The organism is Candidatus Hydrogenedentota bacterium, from assembly GCA_016791475.1.
Lineage (GTDB): Bacteria > Hydrogenedentota > Hydrogenedentia > Hydrogenedentales > JAEUWI01 > JAEUWI01.
Genome location: JAEUWI010000013.1, coordinates 112,878 through 139,304 on the forward strand (window position 1 = coordinate 112,878; position 26,427 = coordinate 139,304).

General features: G+C 60.8%; 17 protein-coding genes. 5 read left to right on the plus strand and 12 right to left on the minus strand.

From position 1 onward, the window contains the following. Positions 1-239 precede the first annotated feature (239 nt). The 4 genes from JNK74_09220 to JNK74_09235 all read right to left on the minus strand — a co-directional run bounded on the left by JNK74_09220 (position 240) and on the right by JNK74_09235 (position 3,803). Positions 240-914, minus strand: coding sequence for a hemolysin III family protein (locus tag JNK74_09220; GenBank protein ID MBL7646353.1), 675 nt, complete (start codon positions 912-914; stop codon positions 240-242). Between the two features lie 1,247 nt (positions 915-2,161). Next, the gene (locus JNK74_09225; GenBank protein ID MBL7646354.1) at positions 2,162-2,587 is read right to left on the minus strand and encodes a biopolymer transporter ExbD; all 426 of its coding nucleotides are present in this window, start codon (positions 2,585-2,587) and stop codon (positions 2,162-2,164) included. A 27-nt stretch (positions 2,588-2,614) separates the two neighbouring features. Continuing rightward, positions 2,615-3,130 carry a biopolymer transporter ExbD gene (locus JNK74_09230; protein MBL7646355.1) on the minus strand — a complete coding sequence of 172 codons (516 nt, stop codon included), beginning with the start codon at positions 3,128-3,130 and terminating at the stop codon, positions 2,615-2,617. A 1-nt stretch (position 3,131) separates the two neighbouring features. Beyond that, a complete protein-coding gene (locus JNK74_09235) occupies positions 3,132-3,803 on the minus strand; it encodes a MotA/TolQ/ExbB proton channel family protein (GenBank protein MBL7646356.1) in 672 nt (223 codons plus the stop codon). Between the two features lie 402 nt (positions 3,804-4,205). Between JNK74_09235 and JNK74_09240 the strand changes: the two genes are divergently transcribed. Beyond that, on the plus strand, positions 4,206-7,265 hold the full coding sequence (locus tag JNK74_09240) for a right-handed parallel beta-helix repeat-containing protein (protein MBL7646357.1): 3,060 nt from the start codon (positions 4,206-4,208) through the stop codon (positions 7,263-7,265). A 395-nt stretch (positions 7,266-7,660) separates the two neighbouring features. Here JNK74_09240 and JNK74_09245 read toward each other — a convergent pair whose 3' ends face one another. Beyond that, complete coding sequence (locus JNK74_09245) at positions 7,661-8,716, minus strand: IS30 family transposase (GenBank protein MBL7646358.1); 1,056 nt, start codon at positions 8,714-8,716, stop codon at positions 7,661-7,663. 313 nt (positions 8,717-9,029) lie between these two features. On the opposite strand from JNK74_09245, the gene JNK74_09250 reads away from it, so the two are divergent. After that, the gene (locus JNK74_09250; protein MBL7646359.1) at positions 9,030-10,322 is read left to right on the plus strand and encodes a hypothetical protein; all 1,293 of its coding nucleotides are present in this window, start codon (positions 9,030-9,032) and stop codon (positions 10,320-10,322) included. 181 nt (positions 10,323-10,503) lie between these two features. Here JNK74_09250 and JNK74_09255 read toward each other — a convergent pair whose 3' ends face one another. From JNK74_09255 to JNK74_09285, 7 genes are all read right to left on the minus strand, one after another. Further along, entirely contained in the window at positions 10,504-10,734 is a 231-nt protein-coding gene (locus JNK74_09255) for a type II toxin-antitoxin system HicA family toxin (GenBank protein MBL7646360.1), read from the minus strand. Beyond that, positions 10,728-10,979, minus strand: a complete 252-nt coding sequence (locus JNK74_09260; GenBank protein MBL7646361.1) for a type II toxin-antitoxin system HicB family antitoxin — start codon at positions 10,977-10,979, stop codon at positions 10,728-10,730. Before JNK74_09260 ends, JNK74_09255 begins: the two co-directional genes overlap by 7 nt. A 270-nt stretch (positions 10,980-11,249) precedes the next feature. Beyond that, complete coding sequence (locus JNK74_09265; protein MBL7646362.1) at positions 11,250-11,966, minus strand: ABC transporter ATP-binding protein; 717 nt, start codon at positions 11,964-11,966, stop codon at positions 11,250-11,252. Next, the gene (locus JNK74_09270; protein MBL7646363.1) at positions 11,966-12,994 is read right to left on the minus strand and encodes an ABC transporter ATP-binding protein; all 1,029 of its coding nucleotides are present in this window, start codon (positions 12,992-12,994) and stop codon (positions 11,966-11,968) included. The genes JNK74_09265 and JNK74_09270 overlap by 1 nt, the downstream gene beginning before the upstream one ends. A gap of 3 nt (positions 12,995-12,997) precedes the next feature. After that, positions 12,998-14,071 (minus strand): branched-chain amino acid ABC transporter permease, encoded by a 1,074-nt coding sequence (locus JNK74_09275; GenBank protein MBL7646364.1) that lies wholly within the window; start codon positions 14,069-14,071, stop codon positions 12,998-13,000. Continuing rightward, complete coding sequence (locus JNK74_09280) at positions 14,071-15,033, minus strand: branched-chain amino acid ABC transporter permease (GenBank protein ID MBL7646365.1); 963 nt, start codon at positions 15,031-15,033, stop codon at positions 14,071-14,073. The genes JNK74_09275 and JNK74_09280 overlap by 1 nt, the downstream gene beginning before the upstream one ends. A 34-nt stretch (positions 15,034-15,067) precedes the next feature. Further along, on the minus strand, positions 15,068-16,273 hold the full coding sequence (locus tag JNK74_09285; protein ID MBL7646366.1) for a branched-chain amino acid ABC transporter substrate-binding protein: 1,206 nt from the start codon (positions 16,271-16,273) through the stop codon (positions 15,068-15,070). A 447-nt stretch (positions 16,274-16,720) separates the two neighbouring features. Here JNK74_09285 and JNK74_09290 point away from each other — a divergent pair, with 447 nt between their 5' ends. From JNK74_09290 to JNK74_09300, 3 genes are all read left to right on the plus strand, one after another. Further along, positions 16,721-17,686: a MoxR family ATPase gene (locus JNK74_09290; GenBank protein ID MBL7646367.1), complete on the plus strand. Its 966-nt coding sequence runs from the start codon at positions 16,721-16,723 to the stop codon at positions 17,684-17,686. Positions 17,687-17,827: 141 nt separating this feature from the next. Next, the gene (locus tag JNK74_09295) at positions 17,828-22,612 is read left to right on the plus strand and encodes a VCBS repeat-containing protein (protein ID MBL7646368.1); all 4,785 of its coding nucleotides are present in this window, start codon (positions 17,828-17,830) and stop codon (positions 22,610-22,612) included. Positions 22,613-22,792: 180 nt separating this feature from the next. Beyond that, on the plus strand, positions 22,793-26,359 hold the full coding sequence (locus JNK74_09300; GenBank protein ID MBL7646369.1) for a PQQ-binding-like beta-propeller repeat protein: 3,567 nt from the start codon (positions 22,793-22,795) through the stop codon (positions 26,357-26,359). Positions 26,360-26,427 lie beyond the last annotated feature (68 nt).

Sequence of the window (26,427 nt, forward strand, 5' to 3'; positions counted from 1 at the left end):
GTCCGTCGAAGGTGGCTTAACCTTCCAGGTTGAGACAAGGGGAAATGGGGACAGCCACCTATAAAAGAGGACTTCCTGACCGCCGCTACGGGTACGCTCTGGAAACCAGTTCTAACGTCGGCCTTTTGAACCTGGATGCAGTCCACTTTCGGTTGCGGTTCCCTCGTTGGGAACTTGCGCTTCGCTCAGATTGCGGGACGTGGCTTAGGAATCCCAACTCGCCGTTCCCCGGTCCTCCCTTACACGCTTTGTGCGCCGGGAATGATGAAGTAGAAGACGGCGAAGAAGTGGCAGGCGCTTCCCGCAAGGACGAAGAGGTGCCAGATGGCGTGGTTGTAGGGGAGGCGGTTCCAGAGGTAGAACACCGTTCCGCCGGTATAGGCCAGGCCGCCGAAAACCATGAGCCAGAGGGCGGCCTGGGGAACCAGCTCCATGGTGGGCTTGATCGCGATCACGATGGTCCAGCCCATGGCGACGTAGAGCGCGGTGGAAACTTTGTCCCACCAACCCAGATGGGCACCGCGATCGATGAAAAACATTTTGAACAGGCAGCCTGCAATTGCGATGGTCCATTGGACGGCAAAGAGGCTCCAGCCCCAGGGGCCGCGCAGGTTGACGAGCAGGAAGGGGGTGTAGGTGCCTGCGATTAGCAGATAAATGGAGCAGTGGTCGATCTTGCGGAAAATACGCTTGAGTTTGGGCTGGGGGAAAGCGTGGTAGAGGGTGGACGCGAGGTACATGAGCACCAGCGTGGTGCCGAAGACACTGACGCTGACGGTACACCAGGGGTCGGCCGCCATGGTGGCATAGACCACGAGCATGGTCAGCGCGGCCACGCTCAGGAGTGCGCCGATACCGTGGGTGACGCTGTTGGCGATTTCTTCGCCGAGGGAATATTCAGATTCAGAGGACATGGCATTCTCATGGGTTTGGGCCATCACGCGGCTTTCCATTATGGTACGTGAGATGGGGGCCGATAGCAAGTTTGCCGGCGGCGTGTATTCGCTTTTTCCGGTGATTCAGACGATACCGTCGAGGGGCTGATTGGTGACAGGCGGCGTTGGTTACTGGAATTTGGGTCCGTTGATTTCGTGGCGTGCAAATTCCTGCGCAGCGAACACATTCGCCATGCGCATTTGTGTTCAATAAGTGGCCTGGGGGAAGAGTCCCTGGATATTTTTCCCGGTTCGCGCATTACGTTAAGTGGTTTATTTTCAGTGGGTTGACAAATTCAATCGCTTTTACGCCACCGTTGGCATAACTTATGCCTATATAGGTCAGGCGAGCACAAAGCCCGCCGATGGAAGGGCCCAAAAGGCCCAACGAAAGACTGGATCATGTTCGCCAACCACAGACACCACCAAGACGCCGGGCCTTTCAGACCGACCCAACGTCCTGATGTAGCGTGGTCCAGCGCCAACACACCGGCTGTTTGCACGATGGCCCAGCCCCTGCTTCCCGACGACGAGGCAAACTGGTTAACACTTCCGTGTACCCGTGTTACAGCCGGATTCCATCGCTCCCCGCAATCGCACGGTTCACGTGCGATTAGACTCACTGCCTGGGGGTCTGCCCGTTCACTGCTGCCCAACCTACCAGATAGGCAGACCCCACCTTCTTCCGCGCTGACGTCCAGCCAGACCTCAGCATAGACACACCGGAAGAAGCTGAAACCGGCCGAGTGGTTGCAACGACCGTTCGGCCGGTTTGTCCTTTTGGGGGGAGACGATTCGCGCCTGCTTCAGTCGCCCACGGGTGACTTTTGTCCAATCCACCGGTTCAGCCGATGAGCTTCCCACGCAAGCAACTGAATTTGATCCGCAGGAGCGGCAGTCAATAGTTGGCGGTTCGCCATCCGTTTGAATCCGCGAAGCGGATGGCAACGCAATACGACGTGATTCTGCCATCCGCTTCGCGGATTCAATACTACGTTTCCAGGGGGCCTGGGGCTTACGCCCCAGGCTATTGACTGTCATCCGCTTCGCGGATTAGGAAAGTCGGGGTCTTGAGAAGCGGTCCGGAAATCTCGACCCGCGCTTCACCCGTATGGACGCCCAAGGCTTCAGCAGACTGGACCTGTACCTGGACCGACCGGCCCCTTTCAGGGGCCTTCCTCATACCGCCGGCTCTATCGGTGGTTGCGGATTTTTGCCCACGCGGGTCAGGGCTTGGCTTCGGCTGCCGCAGCATCGGCGGCATTGGAGAGGGAGATATTCTGGATCTTGGCCGACCGGGCAAAGTCCATGATGTCGGTCATGCGCTCCAGGGGCGCGAGGGGGTCGACATTCAACACGATGCCGTCGGGGTGGCTGGCGGCCTCGGCGAGAATGCGCTGCCGGATCAGATCATTGTCCAGCACGTCGCTGCCAATGCTGTAGGCACCCGCCGCGTCGATATTTACCGTGATGGTCTTCGGCTCTTCCTGGGACTCGCTCGGCGCATCGTCGCCACTGGAGACCGACGTGGAGACGCCTGTGGTCTGGAGGAGGGGATTGACCACAATCATGATGATGAGGAGCACGAGGAACACGTCCGTCAGGGGCGTGATATTTATTTCGCCGATGACTTTCTGTTTGCCGGTTTTCATGGGAGGATTGCCTCGAAAATAGCGGGGTCAGGGGCCGGCGGGTGCTGGCGCTGGTACTGCGGTCGGGGCCGGTGCGGCAGCGGGTGCTACCGGGGTGGCCGGTGCAGCGGGTGCCGTCGCCGCTCCGCCGGGCAGGCCCGCAGGCTCGCGCTTCAACTCGCCTGAAATGTACACGTTCTGAAAGCCCACATTCTGCGCGGCTTCCATTATGAGCATGACCTTGCCGCTCTGGGCCGCCTTGTCCCCGCGAATCACGAGGTTTTTCGGATCGGTGGCGGGCAGCCGGGTGGTCAGGTAGGCCTCCAGGCCATTTTCCAGAATCGACTGGCCATCCGAGAAAAATTCGCCGCTGCTCTTGATCTCGATGAGGGGCCATTTCTCATCCATCATGACCGACTGGGTCATGGTGGGGGCCTTGATTTCACGCTGCTGGTTCGTCACCGGCGCCGCGATGATGATGACCACCAGGAGCACCAGAAACACGTCCGTCAGGGGCGTGATGTTGATGTCCGAAAAGGTGGCGTTCTTGCCGGAGGCCGCCATGTCAGATTTCCCAGGCCTGATCCAGGCGGTGCTTGGTGCCGTGGGTGGCCGGGCCGTGGGGGTGGCCGCCGGGCTTCACGCTCATGCAGATCAGCTTCACCACTTCAAAATCGGCCACGATATTGTCCGCCACGGCGTGGAGGTAGTTATTCATGGCCACCGCCAGAATGGCGACCAGCAGGCCGAAGGCCGTGGCGATCAGGGCCGAGCCGATGCCGAACATGATCTCGGCGGAATTGCTGCCCCCGGTGGACTGGGCCATGGTGCCGAAGGTCAGCAGGATGCGGGCCACGGTGCCGAAGAGGCCGAGGTAGGGGCAGATGGTGGCGATGGTGCCCAGCCAGGCGAGGCCGCGATGCAGATCACGGGAAGCCAGGGAGGCGCGCACTTCATAGAGCGGTTCAAAGCTGTCCGGGTGCTCCGCCATGATGCCCGCCCCTTCGGCGGCAAGATGGGGGATAAGGCCCGGCTTCCGTTCGGCCAGCTTCCGCGCATCGGGGAGGCTGCGGAGGATGGCGGCCTGGAAGGCGTCAATAAACTCGCCCACACCGGCGCGATTCCGCTTGTAGAAGCGCATCCGTTCGAGACTGACCGCCAGCGCAATAATGGAGCACAGGAGGATGGGCGCAAGCACGGGCCAGTCGTGGATGATGGCGAACTTATATAAATCCATGGAGTCGAATCCTTTAGCGTACCTGGGAGCGAGATATTCTGGCCATACCCCAGTTCATCCCGCGGCAGGCGCCGCGGGTTTCACGGCGGCGGGGGATCGAGACGGGGCGGGCTCGGTTCAAGCGCAGTTGTTTCGACCACAGGCGTTCCTGGAGCCCTCGTTCGCTATATTTTACGGTATTGGGAGGATCGACTACAAATTGGGGTATGCCGGGCCGGGGATCGCCACGGGATGTGGTATTGGTCAGACAGCAGGATCGGAAAGACTCCACAACACCGGCGATCATGGTGCCCGGGCGCCACGACTTCCCGGCAACAATCAAAACTCGACTAATTCCTTGAGCACGCCCGGCCGCACCCGCGATAATGGCAGGACGACTTGACCAAAGGAGGCATCCCTGTCATGAATCATCCTCGCACGCTCTTCCGCTTCGCCCTCGGGCTCACTGCCGTCACCGCGCTGCTGGTAACTTCCGCCGCCCGTGCGGAGCTTAACCTCTATGTGTCGCCCTCGGGCAATGACGCCTGGTCTGGAACGGTGGCCGATCCCAATCCTGCGGGCACGGACGGGCCCCTGAAAAGCGTGCAGCGCGCGCGCAACGTGATACGCGAGCGCAAGGCCACCTCCGGGCTTACCAACCCGGTGAATGTCCACCTGCGCGGCGGCGTCTTCCCCATCGCCGAAGCGATCACCTTCACGCCGGAAGATTCGGGCTCGGTCAAAGCCCCCATCACCTATCGCGCGTACGCAGGCGAGACGCCGATCATTTCAGGTGGCGTCGCTGTTACCGGCTGGACGCAGGAGGGCGCACTCTGGGTGGCTGATGTACCCGCGGATGCTGCAGTGAAAGACTTTCATGAACTGTGGGTGGGCAATGCACGGCGCACACCCGCGCGCACGCCGAACCAGACCCATGAGGCGGGCGATGAACCGCTGGACAGCGAATTTTTCTATACCACTGGCCCGGTGATGGAAACGGGCGCGGACGGCAAGGAAGTGGCCAGCTCCACGAAGTTCAAGTTCAATCCCGAGCAGCTCCAGCGCTGGGAATCGGTGAATGACGCAATCTTTGTCGTGTTTCACTCCTGGGCCACCTCGCTTCTGCGGGTGAAAAACATCGACTGGGAGAAGAACGAGATCGAATTCACCGGGCCGGGCCGCTGGCCTTTTACCCAGTGGCAGAAAGAACAGCGCTACTACGTGGAGCACCTCTTCGAAGCGCTGGACGCGCCCGGTGAGTGGTATCTGAATCGCAAGACGAACAAGATCTACTACATGCCCATGGCGGGCGAAGTGCTGGAAGGCTTTTCCGCCACGATCCCGCAGGCCCGGCAGTTGATCGTGCTTCAAGGCGATCCGGCGACGAATCAATTTGTGGATCATCTTCAGTTCGTTGGACTCGATTTGCGGCACTGCGAGTATCCCATCGCGCCGGAAGGCCACAGCGATTCCCAGGCGGCTTACCGCGTGAGCGGCGCCTTTGAAAGCACCGGCGCGCGCCATGGGCTGATTGAGAACTGCCGCATCGCAAACGTGGGCAACTACGGCATATGGCTTCATGCCGGCTCACAGCACTGGACCGTGCGTGGCAACGAACTCACCGATCTCGGTGCCGGTGGCGTGCGCATTGGCGAGGGCGGATCGCCGGCGACCCCGGCCTTTGCGGCGGATCGCAATGTGGTGGACAACAACTTCCTTCACGACGGCGGGCGCGTGTGGCGCGAGGCCGTGGGCGTGTGGATCGGCCGCGCATCGTACAATGAAGTGACCCACAACGAGATCGCCGATTTCCGCTACACCGGCGTTTCCGTTGGTTGGTCCTGGGGCTATGATCCCAGCTCGGCCCACCACAACAAGATCAATTTCAACCACATCCACAACATCGGTCGGAGCCAGCTCAATGACATGGGCGGGGTTTATCTGCTCGGGATCGCGCCCGGTACCGAGGTGAAGAACAACCTCATCCACGATGTGATTTCCCATCCCGCGCTCTACGGCGGCTGGGGCCTTTACACCGACGAAGGCAGCTCGGAGGTCGTGCTGGAAAACAACGTGGTCTACAACACCCGCACGGGCGGCTTCCACCAGCACTACGGCAAAGACAACCGCGTGGTGAACAACATCTTCGCCTATTCCCACACGCCCAACATCATTCGGACACGGGACGAAGAGCACAATTCCTTCTTCTTCGAGCGCAACATCGTGATCTTCAACAACGGCCAGTTGCTCGGCAGCAGTTGGAAGAACGATCGCTTCACCATGGACTACAACACCTATTGGGACACCAGTGGACAGCCGGTTAATTTCAAAGAGCGTTCCTTTGCCGAGTGGCAGGCGGCGGGGCACGATCGGCACAGCATCATCGCCGATCCCCTGTTTGTCGATGCGGAATCGGGCGATTTCACGCTGCTTCCCGAGTCCCCCGCGCGGGCCCTGGGCTTCAAGCCCATCGATCTCAGCAAGGTGGGACTCTACGGCGAACCGGCCTGGGTGGACAAGCCCAAACAGATCCAGCGCCCCGCCTTCATGCCGCCCTTGTCCAAGCAGCCGAAGATTGAGTCGGTAACGAAGATTTGGGATGCGGGCGAGCACAACGCCTTCACGGATATTCTGCGTCACGGCGACTACTTCTACGAGACTCACCGCGAGGCCACGGGCCACGTGGGGGGCAACGGCAAGATTCGCATCATCCGTTCGACGGATGGCGCTACCTGGGAATCCTGCGGACTGATCGAGGAAGAAGGAATCGACCTGCGCGATCCCAAGCTCTGCATCACCCCCGACAAGCGGCTTATGGTCAATATGGGCGGTTCAGTGTATGACGGGACGACCTTGAAGGGGCGTCGCCCGCGCGTGGCCTTTTCCGCCGATGGCACCACCTGGAGCGCGCCGGAGAAAATCTGCGCCGAGGGCGACTGGCTCTGGCGCGTCACGTGGTACAAAGGTGTGGCTTACGGCGTCTCGTACAACAACACGGAAGGGATTGATACGCGTAATCGCTTCCGACTCTTTGTCAGCCCCGACGGGGTGAACTACAAGATACGCACGGTCTTCGACATCACGGGTCGGCCCAACGAGACCACGCTCCGCTTCATGCCGGACGGCACCATGGTGGCCCTCGTGCGTCGGGAAGAAGAAGACCAGGGCGGCTGGATCGGCACCAGCGCCGCGCCCTATACCGACTGGTCCTGGAGCAACACCGGCATGCGCCTCGGCGGGCCGAATTTCATCCGCCTGCCCGACGGCTCCCTGTGGGCCGGTACGCGGCAATATGGGAACGGCTCCAAGACCGTGCTCGCACAGATGACGAAGAAAAACCTGAAGCCCGTGCTCGAATTCCCCAGCGGCGGCGACACCAGCTACCCCGGCTTGCTGTGGCACGAGAATATGCTGTGGATGAGCTACTACGCCTCGCACGAGGGGAAGACGAGTATTTATCTGGCGAAGATCAAGTTTGAATGAGGGGAAGGGGACAGCCTCCGCCGGGCACGCGACTTAAACTTAACGTCGAGCCGTCAGGCCAGGTGGGGGCTGTAACCCCTGAAGAAACGTTCGGAGTGAGATCTCGATACCGCCCATTGCGATTCCTGATGGATTGCAGCCATGTTCCGGCGGCGCATCTTCGACCCTCGCTGCGCGTCCCGATTCCACGCTTGCGCGGCAGCGAACGCTTGGACTCGGGTGTCAGTCTCTGGGGACAACCTACGGCTGGCTCATCGCACGCGCCTACCCACCAGCCGGTTGCAGCCCCCGCCGTCATGCTCGGGTTCTGGTTGGAGATTTATTCCGCCGCGCATGATACCCACGCCCATGATCCACGCTTTGCAACAGCCCCCGCAATCCGCTAATCCTTGGATTCAAGCTCTAAGTGCAACATGCTGTATTTTTCGCTGGGAATAGAAGACTTCGTTTGGTGTTCGGTAACCTAACTTTTTTCTTGGTCTGTTGTTGAGGTAGTCCTCGATGACGTTTAATTGTTTCTGGGTGATGTTGTCGAAGCGGGTGTTCTTCGGTAGGAATCTTCGTATTAGCCCATTAGTATTTTCGTTTGTCCCCCGCTGGTAGGAGCTGTAGGGGGCGGCGAAGTAGATGTCGGCTCCGGTTTCCCGGGCTATGGTTTCGTGGGCCGCAAACTCGGTCCCGTTGTCAAAAGTAATCGTCCTTATCCATGATTTTGGCATATCCATAAAGGCATCGATGGCGGCTTCCGCAGTATGTTCGGCGTTCTTCGTATCGAGCTTTCGAATCATGGTGTTCAGGGTCGTTCGTTCGACGAGCGTGAGCAGGTAGCCTGACTGAGCGGCGCCTACAATGAGGTCGCCTTCCCAGTCGCCGTGGCGCTTGCGTTCGTCGACTTCGGGTGGGCGGTGTTCGATGCCTACGCGGTTTGGAAGGGCGGTTGCACGTCCGGTCTTTCCCTGCCCTCGCTTTCTGCGCCTGGGCCGGGCCTGGGGTAGGTCCTTGATGAGGCAGTGCATGCGTTCGTCCCCATAAATGGCCTGGTAAATCGCTTCGTGGCTGATTCGCATCCTGGGGGCCTCTGGAAAATCCAGCGGCAGGCGTCCGGCGATGGTTTCGGGGGTCCACCCGTCCGTGATGCGGTCGAAGACGTAAGACCGCAGTGGCGCGTAGTCGAGTTTCCGCGCGGGCCTGCACTCCTTGCGCCGCTCGTCGTAGCGCGCCTGAGCCCGCTGCGGGTCGTAGACTCCGTTGACGGAATTCCGTTTGATTTCCCGGCCAAGGCTGGACCGGTCGCGGCCAAGCTGGCGGGCGATGCGCGCTTTGGAATAGCCCGCTGCCAAATAGGCGCTTATTTCGCCGCGTTGAATTGATGTAAAATGAACGTAGGACATCGTGGTGCTCGCTTTCGGGTTTGGATTTCTAGCAGATGAAGAATACCGAAAGTCCAACACGATGTCCTCTTTTTTTTGCCTGCGCCCCCCCCCCCGAGACGGAGCGACGGCTTTTATGGGGCGCTCCACTACGCCCTTGCCCTTCGGGCAGTTCGCCTACGGCGAACACGGGCTACGTTCCGCGCCCCATAAAAGCCCCCAGGAGTACCTTGTTGCTCCCGGAGGGGCCATGTCCTAATTTCAGAAAGCCACGACCACACTGACCAACAGGGAAACGAGACTCTGTTGCACTTAGTTTATGAATCCAAGATCTCAAGCCCGAGGGTCTCTTGGTGGAATCTGGGTCTGGTCCTGGAGTAAGGGAAGGGATGGCGTGGCGACAATTCGAGATGAGACGGCTGAACGGCTGTGGGGTGTAGATCCCGCACAAATACTACAGTGGACTTTGGCACCTTGGAATTCCACGGAACTGGCTGAGGTCTCGGAGTTCATCCTCGTTTCGAATGAAGTTGCCATTACTGGCGAGGAATCTAAACTTCATGAGAAGGGTTGCGCCCCTTTCGGCTCCAAGGGTTCGGATAGCCGCACGTACCAAACTCCGCTCGGCGGCATTGTGTCGATAATCTGCATCGAACGTGATTACAAAATCGCATTGGGAGAACAGCAAGCGGCAGGGCCTCGACCTATGGACGTCTGGTACTTCCGACTGAAGTACACTGTCAACTTGCGACGTCTGTTGACCCGGGAAGCCAACGCGGCGCTCGCGTGTGCAAGGCTGCACAAGGCGCATTTCGACAGCGCATTCTCGCAGGACGAGCTATGGTTTAGAAAACACAAACTCCGGAGCGCCGTAGAGCTGCGATGTCTGAAGCGAATCTTGTTCTCTCGCGCCGCCCCCGCCATCTTTCTGGTCGTAGCTGCGGGCACTATCCGAAAAGAACGCTTCCCGCTAAGTTATTCGGGCATGGAAGATCTGGACTCCCGACTTCGTGCGATGGCGGCCATCAGGGAGGAACTGAAGGCCACCGACAACGAATTCGCGCCGCTGCGAATCGAAGGATCGGGTACGCCAACAATTCTGGATGAATCGGGAGAGCTCATCTGCGGCGTTGACCCGGCCGCAGTGATACGATGGGCAATTACCACGTATCCAGACGAAAGTTTGACATCCCTGCGTAAGATAATCGTGGTGGCTGGCGAACACATGATGGACAGTGTGGAATTCGATCTAATGACCTGCGGAGCACGCCTGGCACAACACAAGTCACCGAAGTCGTGTACCTACGCCCTTCCAACTGACGGTGCCGTCTTGGTGATCAACATCGGGCGGCTTCGCTGGCGGGTTGAAGAGCGGCTGGAGAAGAAAGTAGGCGGCTTTCTCGCTGTGCCTCTTGCCAGGCTCTACTATCGCTCACGACTCAGGCACGACGTCATCGACCAAATCCAGGATGGCCTGTCCTACGCTCATCTTGCAGCAATTCAGAGAACTCAAACGTTGACTCAAGAAGAAATAGACGAACGGTTTCAGTTCTTTCGCTCGGAATTCTTTGGGCCTGTGATGAAGCGACAGTTACGTTCAACCCTTATACCAATGTCGCTCTTGCTATTCTTCGTCGAACTTGTACTTGAGACTTGTCGCCGAAACAGAAATGCGGGCGAGAAGTGACAACTGACAGGCGGATACGGTTCCCGCAGGGACTAGCTCGCGTGCGCGTGCACCTCGCTGACGACAGGACAGCCCCGCCGATTGCCGTTGTTCTTGCCTGGTCGCAATGAAGAGTTTGACTCGCAGTACTTCTCGCGCCTTCTCGACACGGGGCGACGCTGTCCCTGCGGCGCGACACTTGCTAAAGAAAGTGCTGGAACTCTTCTTGCGTAAAACCCGCTTGCTTCACGATGGCAACCAAGGTACCACGCTTCAATTCGCGGGCGTGCATCGCCACGACTACCTCGCGACCGTCTGGGTGGGCAAGAACAGAGTGAGATCCGCGGCCCCGGTCTGGAATCAGGGAGAACCCCACGCGTTTGAGCGCTGCGACAAGTTCGGACGGCGTCAGGAATGGCAGTCGGGTCATAATGCCGCGGGGGCTTTTACTCGAACCTGTGCATCCAGCGGCACGTCTGGCGGGGCATCGGGGGGCACGTCCTTGCCTTGGCTGATGCAGTAGTCGATATACGTCTGGATTGCATCTTCGGCCATGGCAATCGCCTCGGCATAGTTGTCGCCCTGCGTGATCACCGCGGGAAGGGCTGGCACGGTTACGACATACCCGCCCTCTTCGGCGGGCTCGAGATGGATGGTGTAGGTGAGGTCTCTGTCCATGGTAGAGATAGTCTATCATGGACCTTTCAATCCGGCAATAATTCGTTTTACCGGAGAGTGACTCGACTCGTGCCACGCGATTCGGCAACGCCGATTCGTGTGCGTTGTGCGGCGAATTCTTGTTGCATTTACGTATGCCCGAGCGAGCGTTGAGAACCGACCCGCCGCTTGCCGTGGTTTCTTATGGGTAGATCGCGTGACCCCTGCGACGGGCACACGAATCGGCGTTGCCGAATCGCGTGGCACGACCGAGGGGCCTTGTGCAGTCCCCTAGTCCTCGCCCAGATACGCCTTCGTGACTTTCGGGTCCACCATGAGTGCGCGGGCGTCGCCCTGGAGCACGATGGCGCCGGTTTCCATGACGTAGGCGCGCTTGGCGATGCCGAGGGCGAGGTGGGCGTTCTGCTCCACGAGGAGGATGGTCATGCCGTCTTCGTTGAGCTGGCGGATGGTGTCGAAGATCTTCGCCGTCAGCAGGGGCGCGATGCCCATGGAGGGCTCATCCATGAGGAGAAGTTTGGGTCTTGTCATCAAGGCGCGTCCGATGGCGAGCATCTGCTGTTCGCCGCCGGAAAGGGTGCCACCAAGCTGGGTCTTACGCTCTTTGAGGATGGGGAACATTTCCATGACGCGGTCGAGATCGCGCTGGATGTCCTTGTCGTTGCGGATGTAGGCACCGAGTTGGAGATTCTCCAGCACGGACAGCTTCGCGAAGATGCGGCGGCCCTCGGGCACCTGGATCAGGCCCGTGGTCACGATCTTGTGGGCGGGCATGCCATCGACGCGCACGCCGCTGAAGTTGATGGCGCCGCTACGGATCTTGAGCGTGCCGGAGATCGAGTGGAGCGTGGACGTCTTGCCGGCGCCGTTGGACCCGATGAGGGTGACGATCTCGCCGGGGAACACTTCCAGCGACACGTCGCGGATGGCCTCAATGGGGCCGTAGCCGGCGGAGATGGATTCAATCTTGAGAAGCGGTTCGGCCATCAGTCGGGATTTCCCAGGTAGGCGGCACGCACTTTGGGGTTGGCGCGGATTTCTTCGGGGACGCCCTCGGCGATTTTGTTGCCGAACTCCAACACGACCACGTAATCGGAGATGCCCATGACGAGGCGCATGTGGTGCTCGATGAGGAGCACGGATACGCCCTTGTCGCGGATGTCGCGGATGAGCTGCATGATCTCCACGATTTCGCTGGGGTTCATGCCGGCGCCGGGCTCGTCGAGGAGGAGCAGGCAGGGTTCGGAGGCCAGGGCTCGGGCGATTTCCAGCTTGCGCTGGTGTCCGTAGCAGAGGGAGGCCGCCTCGTCGCTCGCGAGGTGATCGAGTTTCACGAAGCGGAGAATCTCCATGGCCCTGGCCACGGCTTCCTTGTTGTCCCTGTGGTGGAGGGGCAGGCGGAAGGCGGCGTGCCAGAAGCGCGTGCTGAGGCGGCGGTCCATGCCGACAAGGACGTTTTCCAGGACGCTCATTTCATAGAAGAGCCGAGGGTTCTGGAAGGTGCGCGCGAGGCCCGCGGCGGCGGCGACATGAGGGGCGAAGCGCCCGCGCCACCAGACGGTGTAGAAGCTCGCCGCGCCCATGATGGCGCCGAGGATTCCGGCGCCGAGGACGTAACGCGATTCGGTCTCGCGCAGGTAGGTCACGGTGCTCTTGATGGCCGCGCCCCAGGGAAAGGCTTCCTGGTAGACATAGTTGGCGGCTATCGCGGCCTCCCAGAGGGCTTCCAGATTTACCAGGGTGACGAAAAAGACCATGGTGAACAACGCGGCCGCCACCAGGCCCGCAATGGTGCGTCGGGTAAAGGGGCGCGAAGCGGTCTTTCCATTGAGGAGGATGGTGCCGGTATCGGGGCTGTAGACACCGCTGATCGCATTGAAGAGGGATGTCTTGCCCGCGCCGTTGGGTCCGATGACGGCCATGATCTGGCCGGGCTTCATGGTGAAGCTGACCTTGTTCACGGCGGTGAGGCCGCCAAAGCGCAGGGTGAGGTTATCGACCTGGAGGAGGCTCATGGGTCAGCAGTCTCCCTTGGCGGGTGCGGCGTCGCCGTGGTGCAATTCGGCTTTCACCTGGCGCGACGGGAGCAGGCCCTCGGGTCGGTACCGCATCATGATGATCAGGGCCAGGCCGAAGATCATGTACTTCCAGTTGACCGGGGCGCTGAAGACGCTTTCGCCGATCATGCCTTTCTGCGTGAGGAAATCGGAGAGCTTGCTGAGGAAGATGGAGTTGAAACCCATCATGACGAATGCGCCCAACAGTACACCACTGATGCTACCCATACCGCCCACGATGACAATGCAGAGGGCGAGGATGGAAACCTGGAAGTCGTAGTTGCCCGGCTCGCCGCTGGAGCCGAGGTAGGCGCCCCAGAGTGCGCCGGCGCTGCTGCACATGGCGGCGCCTACGGCGAAGGCGAGGAGCTTGGCTTTCATGGGGTCAATGCCCATGCAGGAGGCGGCCAGTTCGTCTTCGCGAATGGAAATCAGCGTGCGGCCCACGCGGGAGGTTTCCAGGTTGCGGGTGAGCACCACCACGACGGTGAGAATCGCCAGCAGGAGGTAGTACCACGGCAGGGGCTGCTCCGGTACGAAGGCGTAGCCGAACAGGGTGGGAGCGGGCAGGGGGTTGATACCCTGGGTGCCCTTGGTGATGACGTCGAGGTTCTTGAGACTGTCCTGCATCATCTCGCCGAAGCCGAGGGTTACTATGGCCAGGTAGTCACCGCGCAGGCGCAGGGTGGGCAGGCCAAGGACGACTCCGGCTCCTGCGCCGGCGGCGGCGGCGAGGATGAGCGCGGTCCAGAAGCCCAACTGAAAGGGATAGATATCGCAAGTCAGGATGGCGTAGCTGTAGGCGCCGATGGCCATGAATGCGGCCACGCCCAGATTGAGCAGGCCAGTGAAGCCCGTTACTACATTGAGGCCCATGCCGAGAATGGCAAATATGAAGATGGGGCGCACCAGATCGGCGATCTGAAATTCCTTGGGCAGCACCAGATCGAGGACGGGGAGGAAGGCCGCCAAAGCGAGTAACACCCAGTGGGTCTGGGCGCGCCAGCCCGAAAGTCGCTCCGCTGCGCCGCCCATCAGACTTTCTCCCGCTGGGAGGCCCCGAGTAGGCCGGAGGGGCGGAGGATGAGCACGAGGATCAACACCGCGAACACGCAGACGTTGGTCCACTCCGTGGCGATGTACTGATCGCTCATAGCGCGGATAAGTCCGATAACGATACCGCCGAGGACTGCGCCGGGCAGGTTGCCGATGCCGCCGAGGACCGCCGCGGTGAAGGCGTCAATGCCCACGCGGAAGCCCATCTGGTAATAAATCGTGTTGTTGTAGAGGGCGTAAACCACGCTGGCCACGCCCGCGAGTCCGCCGCCGATGAAGAAGGCGGTGCCGATGGTGCGATCCACGTCGATACCCATGAGGCGCGCGGCCAGGGGGTTCTGGGCCACGGCGCGCATGGCCTTGCCGAGCCGCGTGAATTTGATGATCATGGTCAGCGCGACGAGCAAGGGGATGGTAACGAAGAAGACCAGCAGTTCTCTGGGGGTAATGGAGATGTTGCTCGTCTCGCCGAGGAGGTTGTTGTAGGACATGAGAGCCGGGAAATCTTTTGGGGCCGCAGCGGTGGCGCCTTCATTGAAGACGCTCATGGGGAGGCCGCCCCAGAAGAGGCCGAGGTTCAGGTAGATGAAGGAAACCCCGATGGCCGACACGAGAGGCGCCAGGCGGGGCGCCTCGCGCAACTTGCGATAGGCCACGCGGTCGGCGGTCCAGTTCATGACGGCGCAAAAGGCGGGCACGGCTATCAGCAACGGGATGAGGGCCCACCAGGCCGTGGCCGGATCGGCGACCTGGTCGAGGCCCAGCGCGCCCACGACGGTGAGGGCGAGAAAGGAGCCCAGCATGAAAAGGTCGCCGTGGGAGAAGTTGATCAACTCCACGATGCCGTACACCATGGTATAGCCCAGGGCGATGAGGGCGATGATCATGCCGTTGGACAGGCCGATGATGAGCTGCTGGACGAGTACTTCGGTATCGGTCATGGGGCGAAATTCTGCTCCGGAATTACGGCTCGGGCTACTGTCCAAACACCTTGACGAACTCGAACTTGCCGTTCTTCACGGTGTTGCAGCTCATGGTGGTGTTGGTCGTGTCGCCATTTTCGTCAAAAGACCATTTTCCGAGCACGCCGTCAAAGTCTTTCGTGGCTGCTGTAGCCGCGATGATGGCGGCCCGGTCTTTCTTGCCGGCGCGGTTGATGGCGTCGATGACGACGCGGCCGCATTCATAGCCGTAGGCCGCATAGGCCTCGGGCTCGCTGCCGAAGCGTTTCTTGTAGTTCTCGTAGAACTCCGCGCCCTTGCCCGTGAGCTTGTCCGCGGGCACGCCGCCGAAGGTGATGAAGGCGCTGCCTTCCACGTTCTCGGGGCCGGCGGATTCGATGAAAGCGTTCTCAAAGCAACCATCGGGCACCATGAACTTCACGTTCAGGTTGGCCGAGCGCAGGTCCTTGGCAATCTGTCCCGCGTTGGTCTGGGTGGTGCCGCCGAAATAGACCAGGTCGGGGCGCTTCTGCTTGATCTTGGTGACCAGCGAGCGGTAGTTGGAGGCCTTCGGGTCGATACCCTCAAAGCCAAGCACGTCCAAGCCGAGGACCTTGGCTTCCTTCTGGAACATGGTGGCGATGCCCTGGCCGTAGAGCTCGCGGTCGTGGAGGATGTAAACTTTCTTTGCGCCCATTTCATTGGTCCACCGTGCCGCCACGAGGCCCTGGATGTCGTCGGCGGGCACCACGCGGAAATAGGTGATTTTCTTGGAAGGGCGGTACACCATGGGCTCATTCGGCTCGCCGACTTTTGGCTTCGTGAGGCCGGGCCAGGTGTTGCCGGGGCTGATCATAAGCAGGCCCGCCTGATTCAACTTGGGCATGGCGATCTTCGCCGCGCCGGAGTTGTAAGTGCCGATATAGGCCATGATGTTGGGGTCGGCCACGGCTTTGTCGGCGTTGGCCGCTTCCACGGCGGGGTCCCACTGGCCGCGTTCGGGCGAGGCGTCGTCCCAGGCTTCGTAGACCAGCGGAAAGCCGCCCGCCTTGGAACCCGCTTCTTCGATGGCCAGTTGAATGCCGTTGACCATGGTCTTGGTCTGGGCGTTGGCGCTGCCGGTGTGGGGCAGGCTGGAGACGATTTTGATGGGCTGGGCGTCTTGGGCCCGCACGGGGGCCGCCGCCACGGCGAGGGCGGCCGCCGCCGATGCTTTCAAGAAATTGCGACGAGAGTTCATGGCTTTTCCTTTCCTATCCACCGGCTTCTGGAGCGGCAGGGTGCTACAGTCATTCTGGGCAAATGGGCCGCCGTGCTGTTCCTGCTGCGACGGCCGCCACTGAATTCCCGGGTCTCAGGGCCGCCCGGCACGAATGAAGGGGCTCTGTTCCCGATGGAGCGCGCCTTCCCGGAGGCGAACCACGGAATAACGAGTGTTTTTCAGAAGCCTCAACCGGGGTCAGTCTAACATGAGACTAACGCCGATTACGAATGGACTTCGGTGGAGAGTTGACAGTTGACAGTTGACAGTTGACAGCGGAGAGTTGGCAGCGGAGAGTTGGCGAATGGGTCTTATGGGTCTTATGGGTCTTATGGGTCTTATGGGTCGCCTCGCTGTCAACTGTCAACTGTCAACTGTCAACTGCTACAATCCGGCTGGAAAGCTTAACCGACTGTGGAGGCATCAATGGAACAGGCTGCCCTGAAGGAACTTACCCCGACCGAGGCCGTGGCAAAGCTGGCGGCGCTCAAGCAGAACCTTAACTCGGTGATCCAGGGCAAGCGGGAAGTCATTGACATTCTCGTGGCGGCGGTGACGGCGGGGGGCTCGGTTCTGATGGAGGACGTGCCCGGGGTGGGCAAGACTACGCTGGCCAAGGCGCTGGCGCGCTCGTTGAACGCGGTTTACAACCGAATCCAGTTTACCCCGGACCTGCTGCCCGCCGATATTCTGGGTTCTTCCATCTACAATCCTGTGGACGGCAACTTCAATTTTCGTGCGGGTCCCATTTTCTGCAATGTGCTGCTGGCGGACGAGATCAACCGGGCCTCGCCCCGGACCCAGTCGGCCCTGCTGGAGGCCATGAGCGAGCGCCAGGTTACCATAGAGGGCCAGGGGCGCACACTGGAAGCCCCCTTCATCGTTATTGCCACGGAGAATCCGGTGGAGTACCACGGCACCTACCCCCTGCCCGAGGCCCAGCTTGACCGCTTTCTGGTCCAGCTCAATCTGGGCTACCCGGATGCGGCGTCGGAGGTGGACATTCTCTACGCCCATGCTTCCGAGCACCCGCTGGAGTCGCTGGAGCCCGCCATGGACGCCGGGGACCTTATCGCCATTCAGCGGCTGGTGCGCCAGGTGGAAGTCCATCGGGATATTGCCCGTTACCTCGTTTCCATTGTTCAGCGGACCCGGGAAGATGTCCGGCTGAAGATTGGCGCCAGCCCCCGGGCGTCGCTCATGCTCTTCGGCGCGGCCAAAGCGGCGGCCTTTGGGGCGGGTCGGAACTTCGTGCTGCCTGACGATGTGCAAACCATGGCGCGCCATGTGTTTCCGCACCGTGTGATGCTCACGGCCAAGTCGAAGTACGACGGAAGCACGAAGTCCGGGATTATCAACAGCCTGCTGGACGAAGTGCCTGTTCCGGTCTGAATCGGGGCCGGGTGCGGAGCGCGGGCGGCCGGCAGGTCTTCGGGTGACGGCTGCCCCCACAAATTGACAATTTTGTCGTATAATACATGGGCGCATCCGGTGCAGAGGCCGGGCGCCCAACCCGATGGGAGAGGAAGTCTCGTGTCAAAGTATTCTGTATTCGCTGGTGTGTGCCTTTTGGTGGCCGGGGTGTTCCCGGTGTTGCCGGAGGCGTCGGCGCAGGTTACCCCGGCGGTCGATATCGGCGCGCTGAAGGGCACGCCGAAAAAAGCGCCGCTTCGGGCGAACAAGCAAGGGGATTCCGAGCGCCTGCGCCATGAGATTTGGGGCCAGACCACCTATGGCGAGGGCTATGTTTACGGGCCCACCAATCGGCGTTCCGGAATGACGGTGGTGGATATCGACCTGGACGGGGACAACGACTTTGTGTTTCCCAGCAGCATCTCCAGCCCGGAATTGATGCGAAACCTGGGCTCGAGCAATGCCTTTTACCCCGGCGGTTCGTCGGTCATCCCCATGGATGACCTTCCGGAGTTTACCCGTTGGGATCTGAATATGGATTTCGGCGACCTCACCGGGGACGGCCTGCCCGACCTGGTGGCGGTGGTGAATTTTGAAGATGGCGTGGGCACCTTTGACAAGCAGGTGGTGCTGTACACGAACGACGGACCCCGCTCGAACCCGACCTTTTCCTTTAACCGGGTAATCGCGAGCAGCAATCAGGCGGCAGACGACCAGCGGGCCATGTGGGTCGCACTGGGCGATATCAACGGCGACGGGCTGCTGGATCTTTTTATTACCGAGGCCTGGATTTTCGAGGCCGAGCGCCAGCACCGGGTTTATCTGGGCATCAACGAAGGCGACGCCTCCGCGCCGCTTTTTCCCGCGTATGTGGAAGTGACGGAATTGAGCGAATTGCTCCCCGGTCGGATTGAGTCGAAGGCTCTGAAGGCGGCGGGGGCGAACCCGGCGGAGCTCCCCGCGGAACCGGGTATGAGCAAGTCGGCGAAGGGCGGCAATTTTTCGTATAACGTGGGCGACACCGCCCTGTACGACTGGGACTACGACGGCCTGCTGGATTTCATGTTCTATGACCGGACGAACGGCCTGACGCTGGTGCGGAATATTGGCACGGCGACCGAGCCCGCCTGGAACAATACGATTGGCACCGATGCGGTGACCTATATTTACGATCACAATGCGATCGACGGCGTGGACTTTGCCGAGGTGACTTTTGCGGTTCGGGAGAATCCCGATTCGGTGCTTCCCGGGGTGGAGTGGGTGCGGGATATCTTCGTTTCGGTCAACAGCCGCCTGAAGAACTATCGCTTCTTCCTGGATGAAGGGGAGAATGGGGCCTACCGGATCAACCAGGAGAACGCGGTGGCCTTTTCGTCCGGTCAGGGCGATGTGGATTTCTGGGACTATGATCACGATGGCGATCTGGACCTGTTCCGCACGGGGATCAGCGGGTCCGCCGAGACCAATTTGATCATGTTCGAAAACAAGGGCGCGCCCTATGCGCCGGCGTGGGCGGAGTTCGACTTTGCCAACAGCTTCGTATCGGTGCCGCTCAATGCGGGCACAGCCGACAACGGTTATCGCAACGACCTGTTTCTCTTTCAGGATCACGACGGGGACGGGGATCAGTCGCTGTTCGTGCAGAAGCTTGACGGCACGATCGACTACTACGAGATCGAGCCCGGGGGCGGCGGCAGCCCGCCGAGCTTCGATCAGGTGACGGGCGACTTTGTGGAGTCAATCGCCTTCGGCGACAACGTGACCTTTCCGCGCGGCTTTGCGATTCACGACTACGACCAGTACGAGGATGGTTACTCGGAGCTGATCACCGCCTATTCCTTTGAAGGGGACAGTACGATTCGCGTGGTGGACATCTATCAGTACGAGTACCTGCTGGCGCACAGCATGGACCCCTCGCCGGCGTACTATGATCTGCTGGATGGCACTCTGCCGGCGGACTTTCTCCCCGATCCGTACGACACGAACCAGCCGCTCGATCCGCTCTATCTGGAGGCCATGGCCGCCGGGGATTTGAATCTTGACGGGCGCCCGGACCTTGTGATCGCCTGGAGCCCGGACAACGATTTCGAAGACACGGAACTGCACTTCTACATCAACCGCGCGGTTCCGAATCACAACAACTTTGAGATACCGGCGTTTCGCTTCGACTACGGCGGCCGCCTGGACGAGGCCTACGAAGTGGACCACCGCTACGGACGCATGCCGAAGATGGCGGATGTGGACGCGGACGGCGACGACGATCTCTTTGTGGGCCACCGCTATCCCGACAATCACGGGAGCAACTTCCGGTCCTATCTCCGCTTCCACCGCAACGTGGTGGACTCGGGACTGGACATTTACCGCACGCGGCTGGTGGCGAATCAGGCCATCAACCTGATAGAGAGCGACGTCGACCCCGGCTACGAAGTTATTTTTAACGGGAGCGGTGGCGCGATGGAGACGGACACGATCTACCGCACGGGCGTCGACGCGCCGACGATAGATATTGTCCAGAGCTTTAACCTCGAGCGGAATGCCCGCGTTTTCCTGGATGTGCTTCCGCCGGTCGGGCCGAACGAATCGAAGGCTATAATCGTGGTGGGCGATACGGCGGACGACGCGCTGTACGAGACCTTCTCCACGCTGGCGGGCTTTGCCTATTTCGTCCTTGGATCGGAGGGGCTCCCGGCGGAGAACATCCGCTTCTACGCGGACACGGATATCGACGGCGATGGCGACGGGGTGAACGACGTAATCGGGAAGCCGAGTCTGGCGAGCCTGGAAGATTCCATCACGAACTGGGCTCAGGGCTCGGAGAAGCTGCTGGTGTACCTGGTCGATCACGGCCAGCGGGATCGCTTCCGCATGAGCGCGACGGAGTATCTGGAAGCGGACGACCTGGATGCGTGGTACGACGAGTTGCAGAATGTGCCCCTGGCCGAGCGCACGGTAATCACGACGCTGATCGACACGTGCGAAGCGGGGTCGTTTATCGACAACCTTCAACTCGCCAAGTCGCAGATTGTGGAAGACAAGGGGGTGAACAACCTCCAGCGCATCAGCATGACGAGTTCGGGGGTGGGCCCCGTGGAGGGGGTGGCGCTCTTTGACCAGGCGCAATATATCAGCTTCTCGCTGAACTTCTGGTTCAATATTTTTAATGGCAAGGACTACGGTCAGGCCTTTGACATGGCGAAGATCGCCATCGAGGCGGTGAACCCGTTGCAGGTGCCCCAGATCGACAGTGACGGCAACGGCGCGGCCAATCAGGCGGGCGACAGCGCTCTGGCCTTTGGTCACCGCCCCGGCGCGAACTTTGATATTCAGGTGCCGGGCGTGTTCATCGGCGAGATCACCCCCGACCAGGCGATCGGCAGCAATTCGGCCACGCTGGGCCTGGGCAACGTTGTGTCGCCCTTCCCGGTGGAAGGGGCGGGGGCGTTGATTGTGCCGCCGAACTTCCAGCGTCCCTCGTTGACGAGCGATGATGAACAGCCCATTTCGGGGCTGGACTTCATCGAGTTCACCTTCAACAGCGCGACGGAGCGCTGGGAGGGCGACTACAACGGGTTCGATCAGGGCGGACTTTTCCAGGTGCAGTATTTCGTCCGCGCCGGCGGCCAGTTTCACGCCTCGCCCCGCATCGGATTTGTGGATCGCATCAATCTGGCGGACGCCTGGGAGAATGACGACGCGCCGGAAGACGCGAACTGGATACCCATCAACTCGGTTCAGGGCCACAACTTCCACGACGACGGCGATGAGGACTGGGTGCTGTTCGCGCCGTTGCCGGACCAGAAGGCCACGATTGCAGTAATCAATCCGGGACCGAACAATCAGGCGGTTGTGGAGCTTTACCTCGCCAACGACGTGCTGGACCATGGGGTAGACGGCGCAACACCTGTGCGGGTGGAAAGCAGTGAGACACCCGGCGCGGATCTGGTCTTCGAGCATAATTTCAGCGCCCCGGATCAGTATCTGCTGCGCGTAACGAATGCGGACTCGACGATCAGTGGCGAGGGCACCTCGTATCTGCTGCTGGTGGCGATCGGCACGGGCGGCTCGGATCTTATTCCGACGACCCTGATCGTTGCCGTGCGGAGTTCGGAAGGCAATACGCCGATTGTAAACGCCAACGTGATGTTTGACGGTCGAAACGCCGGTCGCACCTCGCGCGACGGTGTTGTCCACATGCCCGTGGATATTTACGGTCAATACAACATCTCTTCCAGCAAGGAAGGCTTCGTTGCCAATTCCACGACGGTTCGGGTGAACAATATCATCGAAGAGGCTATCGTCACGCTGACGCCCGAGGGCGGTGAAGGTGAAGGCGAGGGTGAAGGTGAAGGTGAAGGTGAAGGTGAAGGTGAAGGCGAGGGCGAGGGCGAGGGCGAGGGCGAGGGTGAAGGTGAAGGTGAAGGCGAGGGTGAAGGTGAAGGTGAAGGTGAAGGTGAAGGTGAGGGTGAAGGTGAAGGTGAAGGTGAAGGTGAAGGCGAAGGCGAAGGCGAAGGTGAAGGTGAAGGCGAAGGCGAAGGTGAAGGTGAAGGTGAAGGTGAAGGTGAAGGTGAAGGTGAAGGTGAGCCGGAACCCATTGCCACCATCGCCAACCGGCTCCTGGACAACTTCGACACGATTGATGGCGACGGTGACGACCGGTTGAATTTCGCCGAAGCGTCCGCGGGTTCGGCGGGAATGACCCTGGCCCAGTTCAATGAGATTGATTCGAACGAAGACGGCTTCCTCACGCAAGCGGAGCTGGATCGGGCCGCAAAGCCGACGGTTGGCTGTTCCGCGCCCCAGTTCAAGGGAGGCGCAGGCCTGACCAGTGATGTGATCCTGGTGCTGTTTACGATGGTCGGCCTGGGATGGGCGAGCATGCGTTCGCGACGTCGCGGAATTTCTTGAGCGGCGCGCGGTGACGCGATAGACTGATTGACCGCTACGGGCCATGGTTCTCTGAGGACCATGGCCCGTTTATCTTGGGCGTTCTTTGTCGTTAGACTTCAAACCTTTTTCGAAGATCAAAGTCCAATCGTCACACGCGGGGGTAGTTCCCGCGCCTTTCAAACTACGTGGAGAGATTCAATGAGACAACTCAAATTAGGGCATCCCGTCCGCATTGTTGCGGCGGTGTTGTTGCTGACTGGAATTGCGATCCAGGCTCTTGCCGAGGCGCCGGCGCTTTTTGCGCGGGAAAATCTCGTGGCGTGGTGCATCGTGCCCTTCGACAGCGCGAAGCGGGGTCCGGCGGAGCGTGCGGAGATGCTGGCGCGGCTGGGCTTCAAGAAGTTTGCCTACGACTGGCGCGCGGAGCATATCCCCACCTTTGATGAGGAAATGGAGACGCTGGAGCGCTATGGTATCGAGCTGACGGCCTTCTGGTTTCCCGGCGCGCTGAACGACGAGGCGAAGGCCATCCTGGATGCGCTGAAGCGCCACGAGGTGAAGACCCAGCTCTGGATCACCATGGGCGGCGGCGAAATCCAGTGCACGCCGGAAGAGCAGGCCGCGCGGGTGCGGCAGCACGCCGACGCGATCCGGCCTATTGCGGCGGCGGCCGCGGAGATCGGTTGCACCGTGGGCCTGTACAACCACGGTGCGTGGTTCGGAGAGCCGGACAATCAGATTGCCATCATCAAGGCGCTGAACTTGCCCAACGTGGGCATGGTGTACAACATGCACCACGGCCACGATCACGTGGACCAGTTGCCGGCGCTCATCCAGCGGATGATGCCCTACCTCTACTGCTTCAACCTGAACGGCATGAACCGCGAGGGCGACAAGAAGGGCCAGAAAATCCTGCCCATCGCCTCGGGTGAGTTGGACAAGGACCTCATCAAGGTGGTTCGCGACAGTGGCTATTCGGGCCCTATTGGCATTCTCGGCCACACGGAAGACGACGCTGAAGACACGCTGCGCGATAACCTTGAAGGGCTCGACTGGATTGTGCCCCAGCTTGATGGCGGTGCGGCGCCGGGGCCGAAGCCCGTGCCCCAGCGCGCCAGCCTGCGCCCGGCGGTCTCCAAAGGCGCGCCTTCGCTTTCGGAAGCCTTCGGCATGGCCCTGGCCGGGGGCATGGTTGTGGAAGGGAAGCCGGACTACGCTACGCCCCCGATCACGGTGTCGCTGCGGGCCAGGCTGAATGGCGCGGCATCCTTCAACATTCTCGCGGCGAACCACACCAAGGCTTCCGGCGCGCACTGGGAGATTTTCACCGAAGCGGGCAGTGGCAACCTTTCGGTGTATATGCCCGGCATGAAGCCCGACCATTTGCGCACGGGTCGCAGCATCACGGATGGTCAATGGCGCGCGATCAGCTTTGCCTACGGTCCGGGCGAAGTCACGCTCGCGCTGGACGGCGTTATTGTTGCGGGGCAGCCCATCGAGCCCAATGGCATGCCTTCCGCGCCCGGCGGTCTGGCTTTCGGGCGGCTGGTGGAGGGCGGCTTCAATTGCGACGGCCTCGTGGACGATGTGAAGATTGTGCGCGGCATTCTCCAGGCCGCGCCACCCGGCGAATCCCCCGCGCAGACCGATGGCGAGACGGTGGGGCTATGGAATTTCGACGACCTCAAAGAGAGCGCCGCCGCCGTCTCCGCGCGCGTGGAGGATCCTCTGCTGCGCGCCTCCCTGCCGGCGTTTCAGGTGATTCCCGCAGCAACAACCGAAGAGTTGACCGCGGCCAACGGGTATCCAAAAGACTTCAGCACCTGGCACCGTTCCCACGGCGGGGCGAGCAACAGTCGCTTCAGCAGCGCGGCGCAGATCAATCGCGATACGGTGAAGGACTTGAAGGTCGCGTGGGAATATCGGAGTGGAGACGGAGAGGGTCACATCCAGTGCAATCCTGTGATTGTGGGTGATACGCTCTACGCCCCCACGCCGGGCGAGTATCTCGTGGCGCTGGACGCGCGCACGGGCGTGGAGAAGTGGCGCTTCAAGGGCGAGGGGCGCCCCGCCCATCGTGGGCTGGTGTACTGGCCGGGCGACGGCGCGAACGCGGCCCGGTTGCTGGTGGCTGTGGGCAAAGAGCTTTGGGCGATTGATCCCGAAACGGGAAAGGCCATCGAGAGCTTCGGCGACGGGGGCAAAGTGGCTTCGGGTCAGGCGGTGGTGGCTGGCGCGATCCATAAGAACGTGTTCGTAATTCCCGGCTATGAAGGTGATGTGTGGGGCTTTGACATAGTTTCGGGCGCGCGCTTATGGACCTTCCACACCCGGCCATCCGGGGGCGAATATGGCGCCGATTCCTGGAGCACTGTGGAGGAGGGCGCGAACTGCTGGGGCGGCATGGCGATGGACGAGGAACGGGGCATCGCGTATATTTCGACGGGATCCCCCAAACCCAACTTCGTGGGTGTGCACCACAAGGGACAGAATCTGTTTGCGAATTGCGTCATCGCGCTGGATGCCCTCACGGGCGAGCGTAAGTGGCACTTTCAGGAGATCCGCCACGAGATCTGGGATCTCGATATTCCCGCGCCGCCCAACCTTGTGACGGTCATGCGCGACGGCAAGAAAGTCGATGCGGTCGCGCAAGTGACCAAAATCGGCAATACATTGCTGCTGGATCGCGTCACCGGCAAGCCCCTCTATCCTTTCCGTATGCGTCGCGCACCCGTGTCCAAGCTGCCCGGCGAGCAGACGTGGTCCTATCAGCCGGACGTGGAAATTCCCGAGCCCTTTGCACGCCAGGAGTTCACCCCGGCGCAGATCACCCAGCGAACCGACGAGGCCCGTGACTACATCACCCAGATCGTCAACAAGGCCAACCACGGCTGGTTCGAGCCCTTTGAGGAAAACAAAGCGACCATCTTCTACGGGCTCCACGGCGGCGCGGAGTGGACCGGCGCGGCGGTAGATCCCGCTCGGGGCCTGCTCTATGTGAGTGCGAATGAGATGGCCTGGAGCATCACGGTGGTGAAGGCGGTGGAAGTGCGCCGCGATCCGTCGCTTCCGAAGAGCCGGGGACAACAGCTTTATGAGGAGCGCTGCCTCCAGTGCCATGGCCCGAATCTTCAGGGCAATGGCATGGCGCCGCCGTTGCTTGGCGTTGAGGCGCGCGTGAAGGAGGCGGACATTCGCGCGCTGTTGAAGACCGGCAGGAATCTGATGCCCGCCGCCGAGGGACTCACGGAAGAAGATGAGAACGCCCTTCTGGACTACTTCCTGTTGCGCGAGCCGGGCGTGAAAGTCATTCGTCCCGAGGATTCGGGCGAACTTCGCTATACCTTCAGCGGCTACCATAAGCTCGTCGATCAGGAAGGCTACCCCGGCGTGGCGCCGCCGTGGGGCTCGCTCAACTGCATCGATTTGAACACCGGCAAGATCCTGTGGAAAGTACCGCTTGGGTATTACCCCGAGCTGGCGGCCTGGGGTGAAGACGACACCGGCGCGGAGAATTTCGGCGGCGCCATGGTGACGGCGGGCGGCCTGGTCTTTTGCGCCGGCACACCGGACAGCCTCATCCGCGCCTTCGACGCCGACACCGGCGAGGAGCTGTGGCAACACGAACTGCCCTTCGGCGGCTATGCGCCGCCCGCAACGTATGAGGTGGACGGCAAGCAGTACGTCGTCATTGCGGCCACCGGCGGCGGCAAACTGGGCACGGAAACGGGGGATGCGTGGGTGGCCTTTGCGCTGCCGGAATAGAATTTAGAAAAGTGAATGGTGAATAGAGAATTGGTTGGCACTCGCGACGTGAAGTGCGCCATCGGACT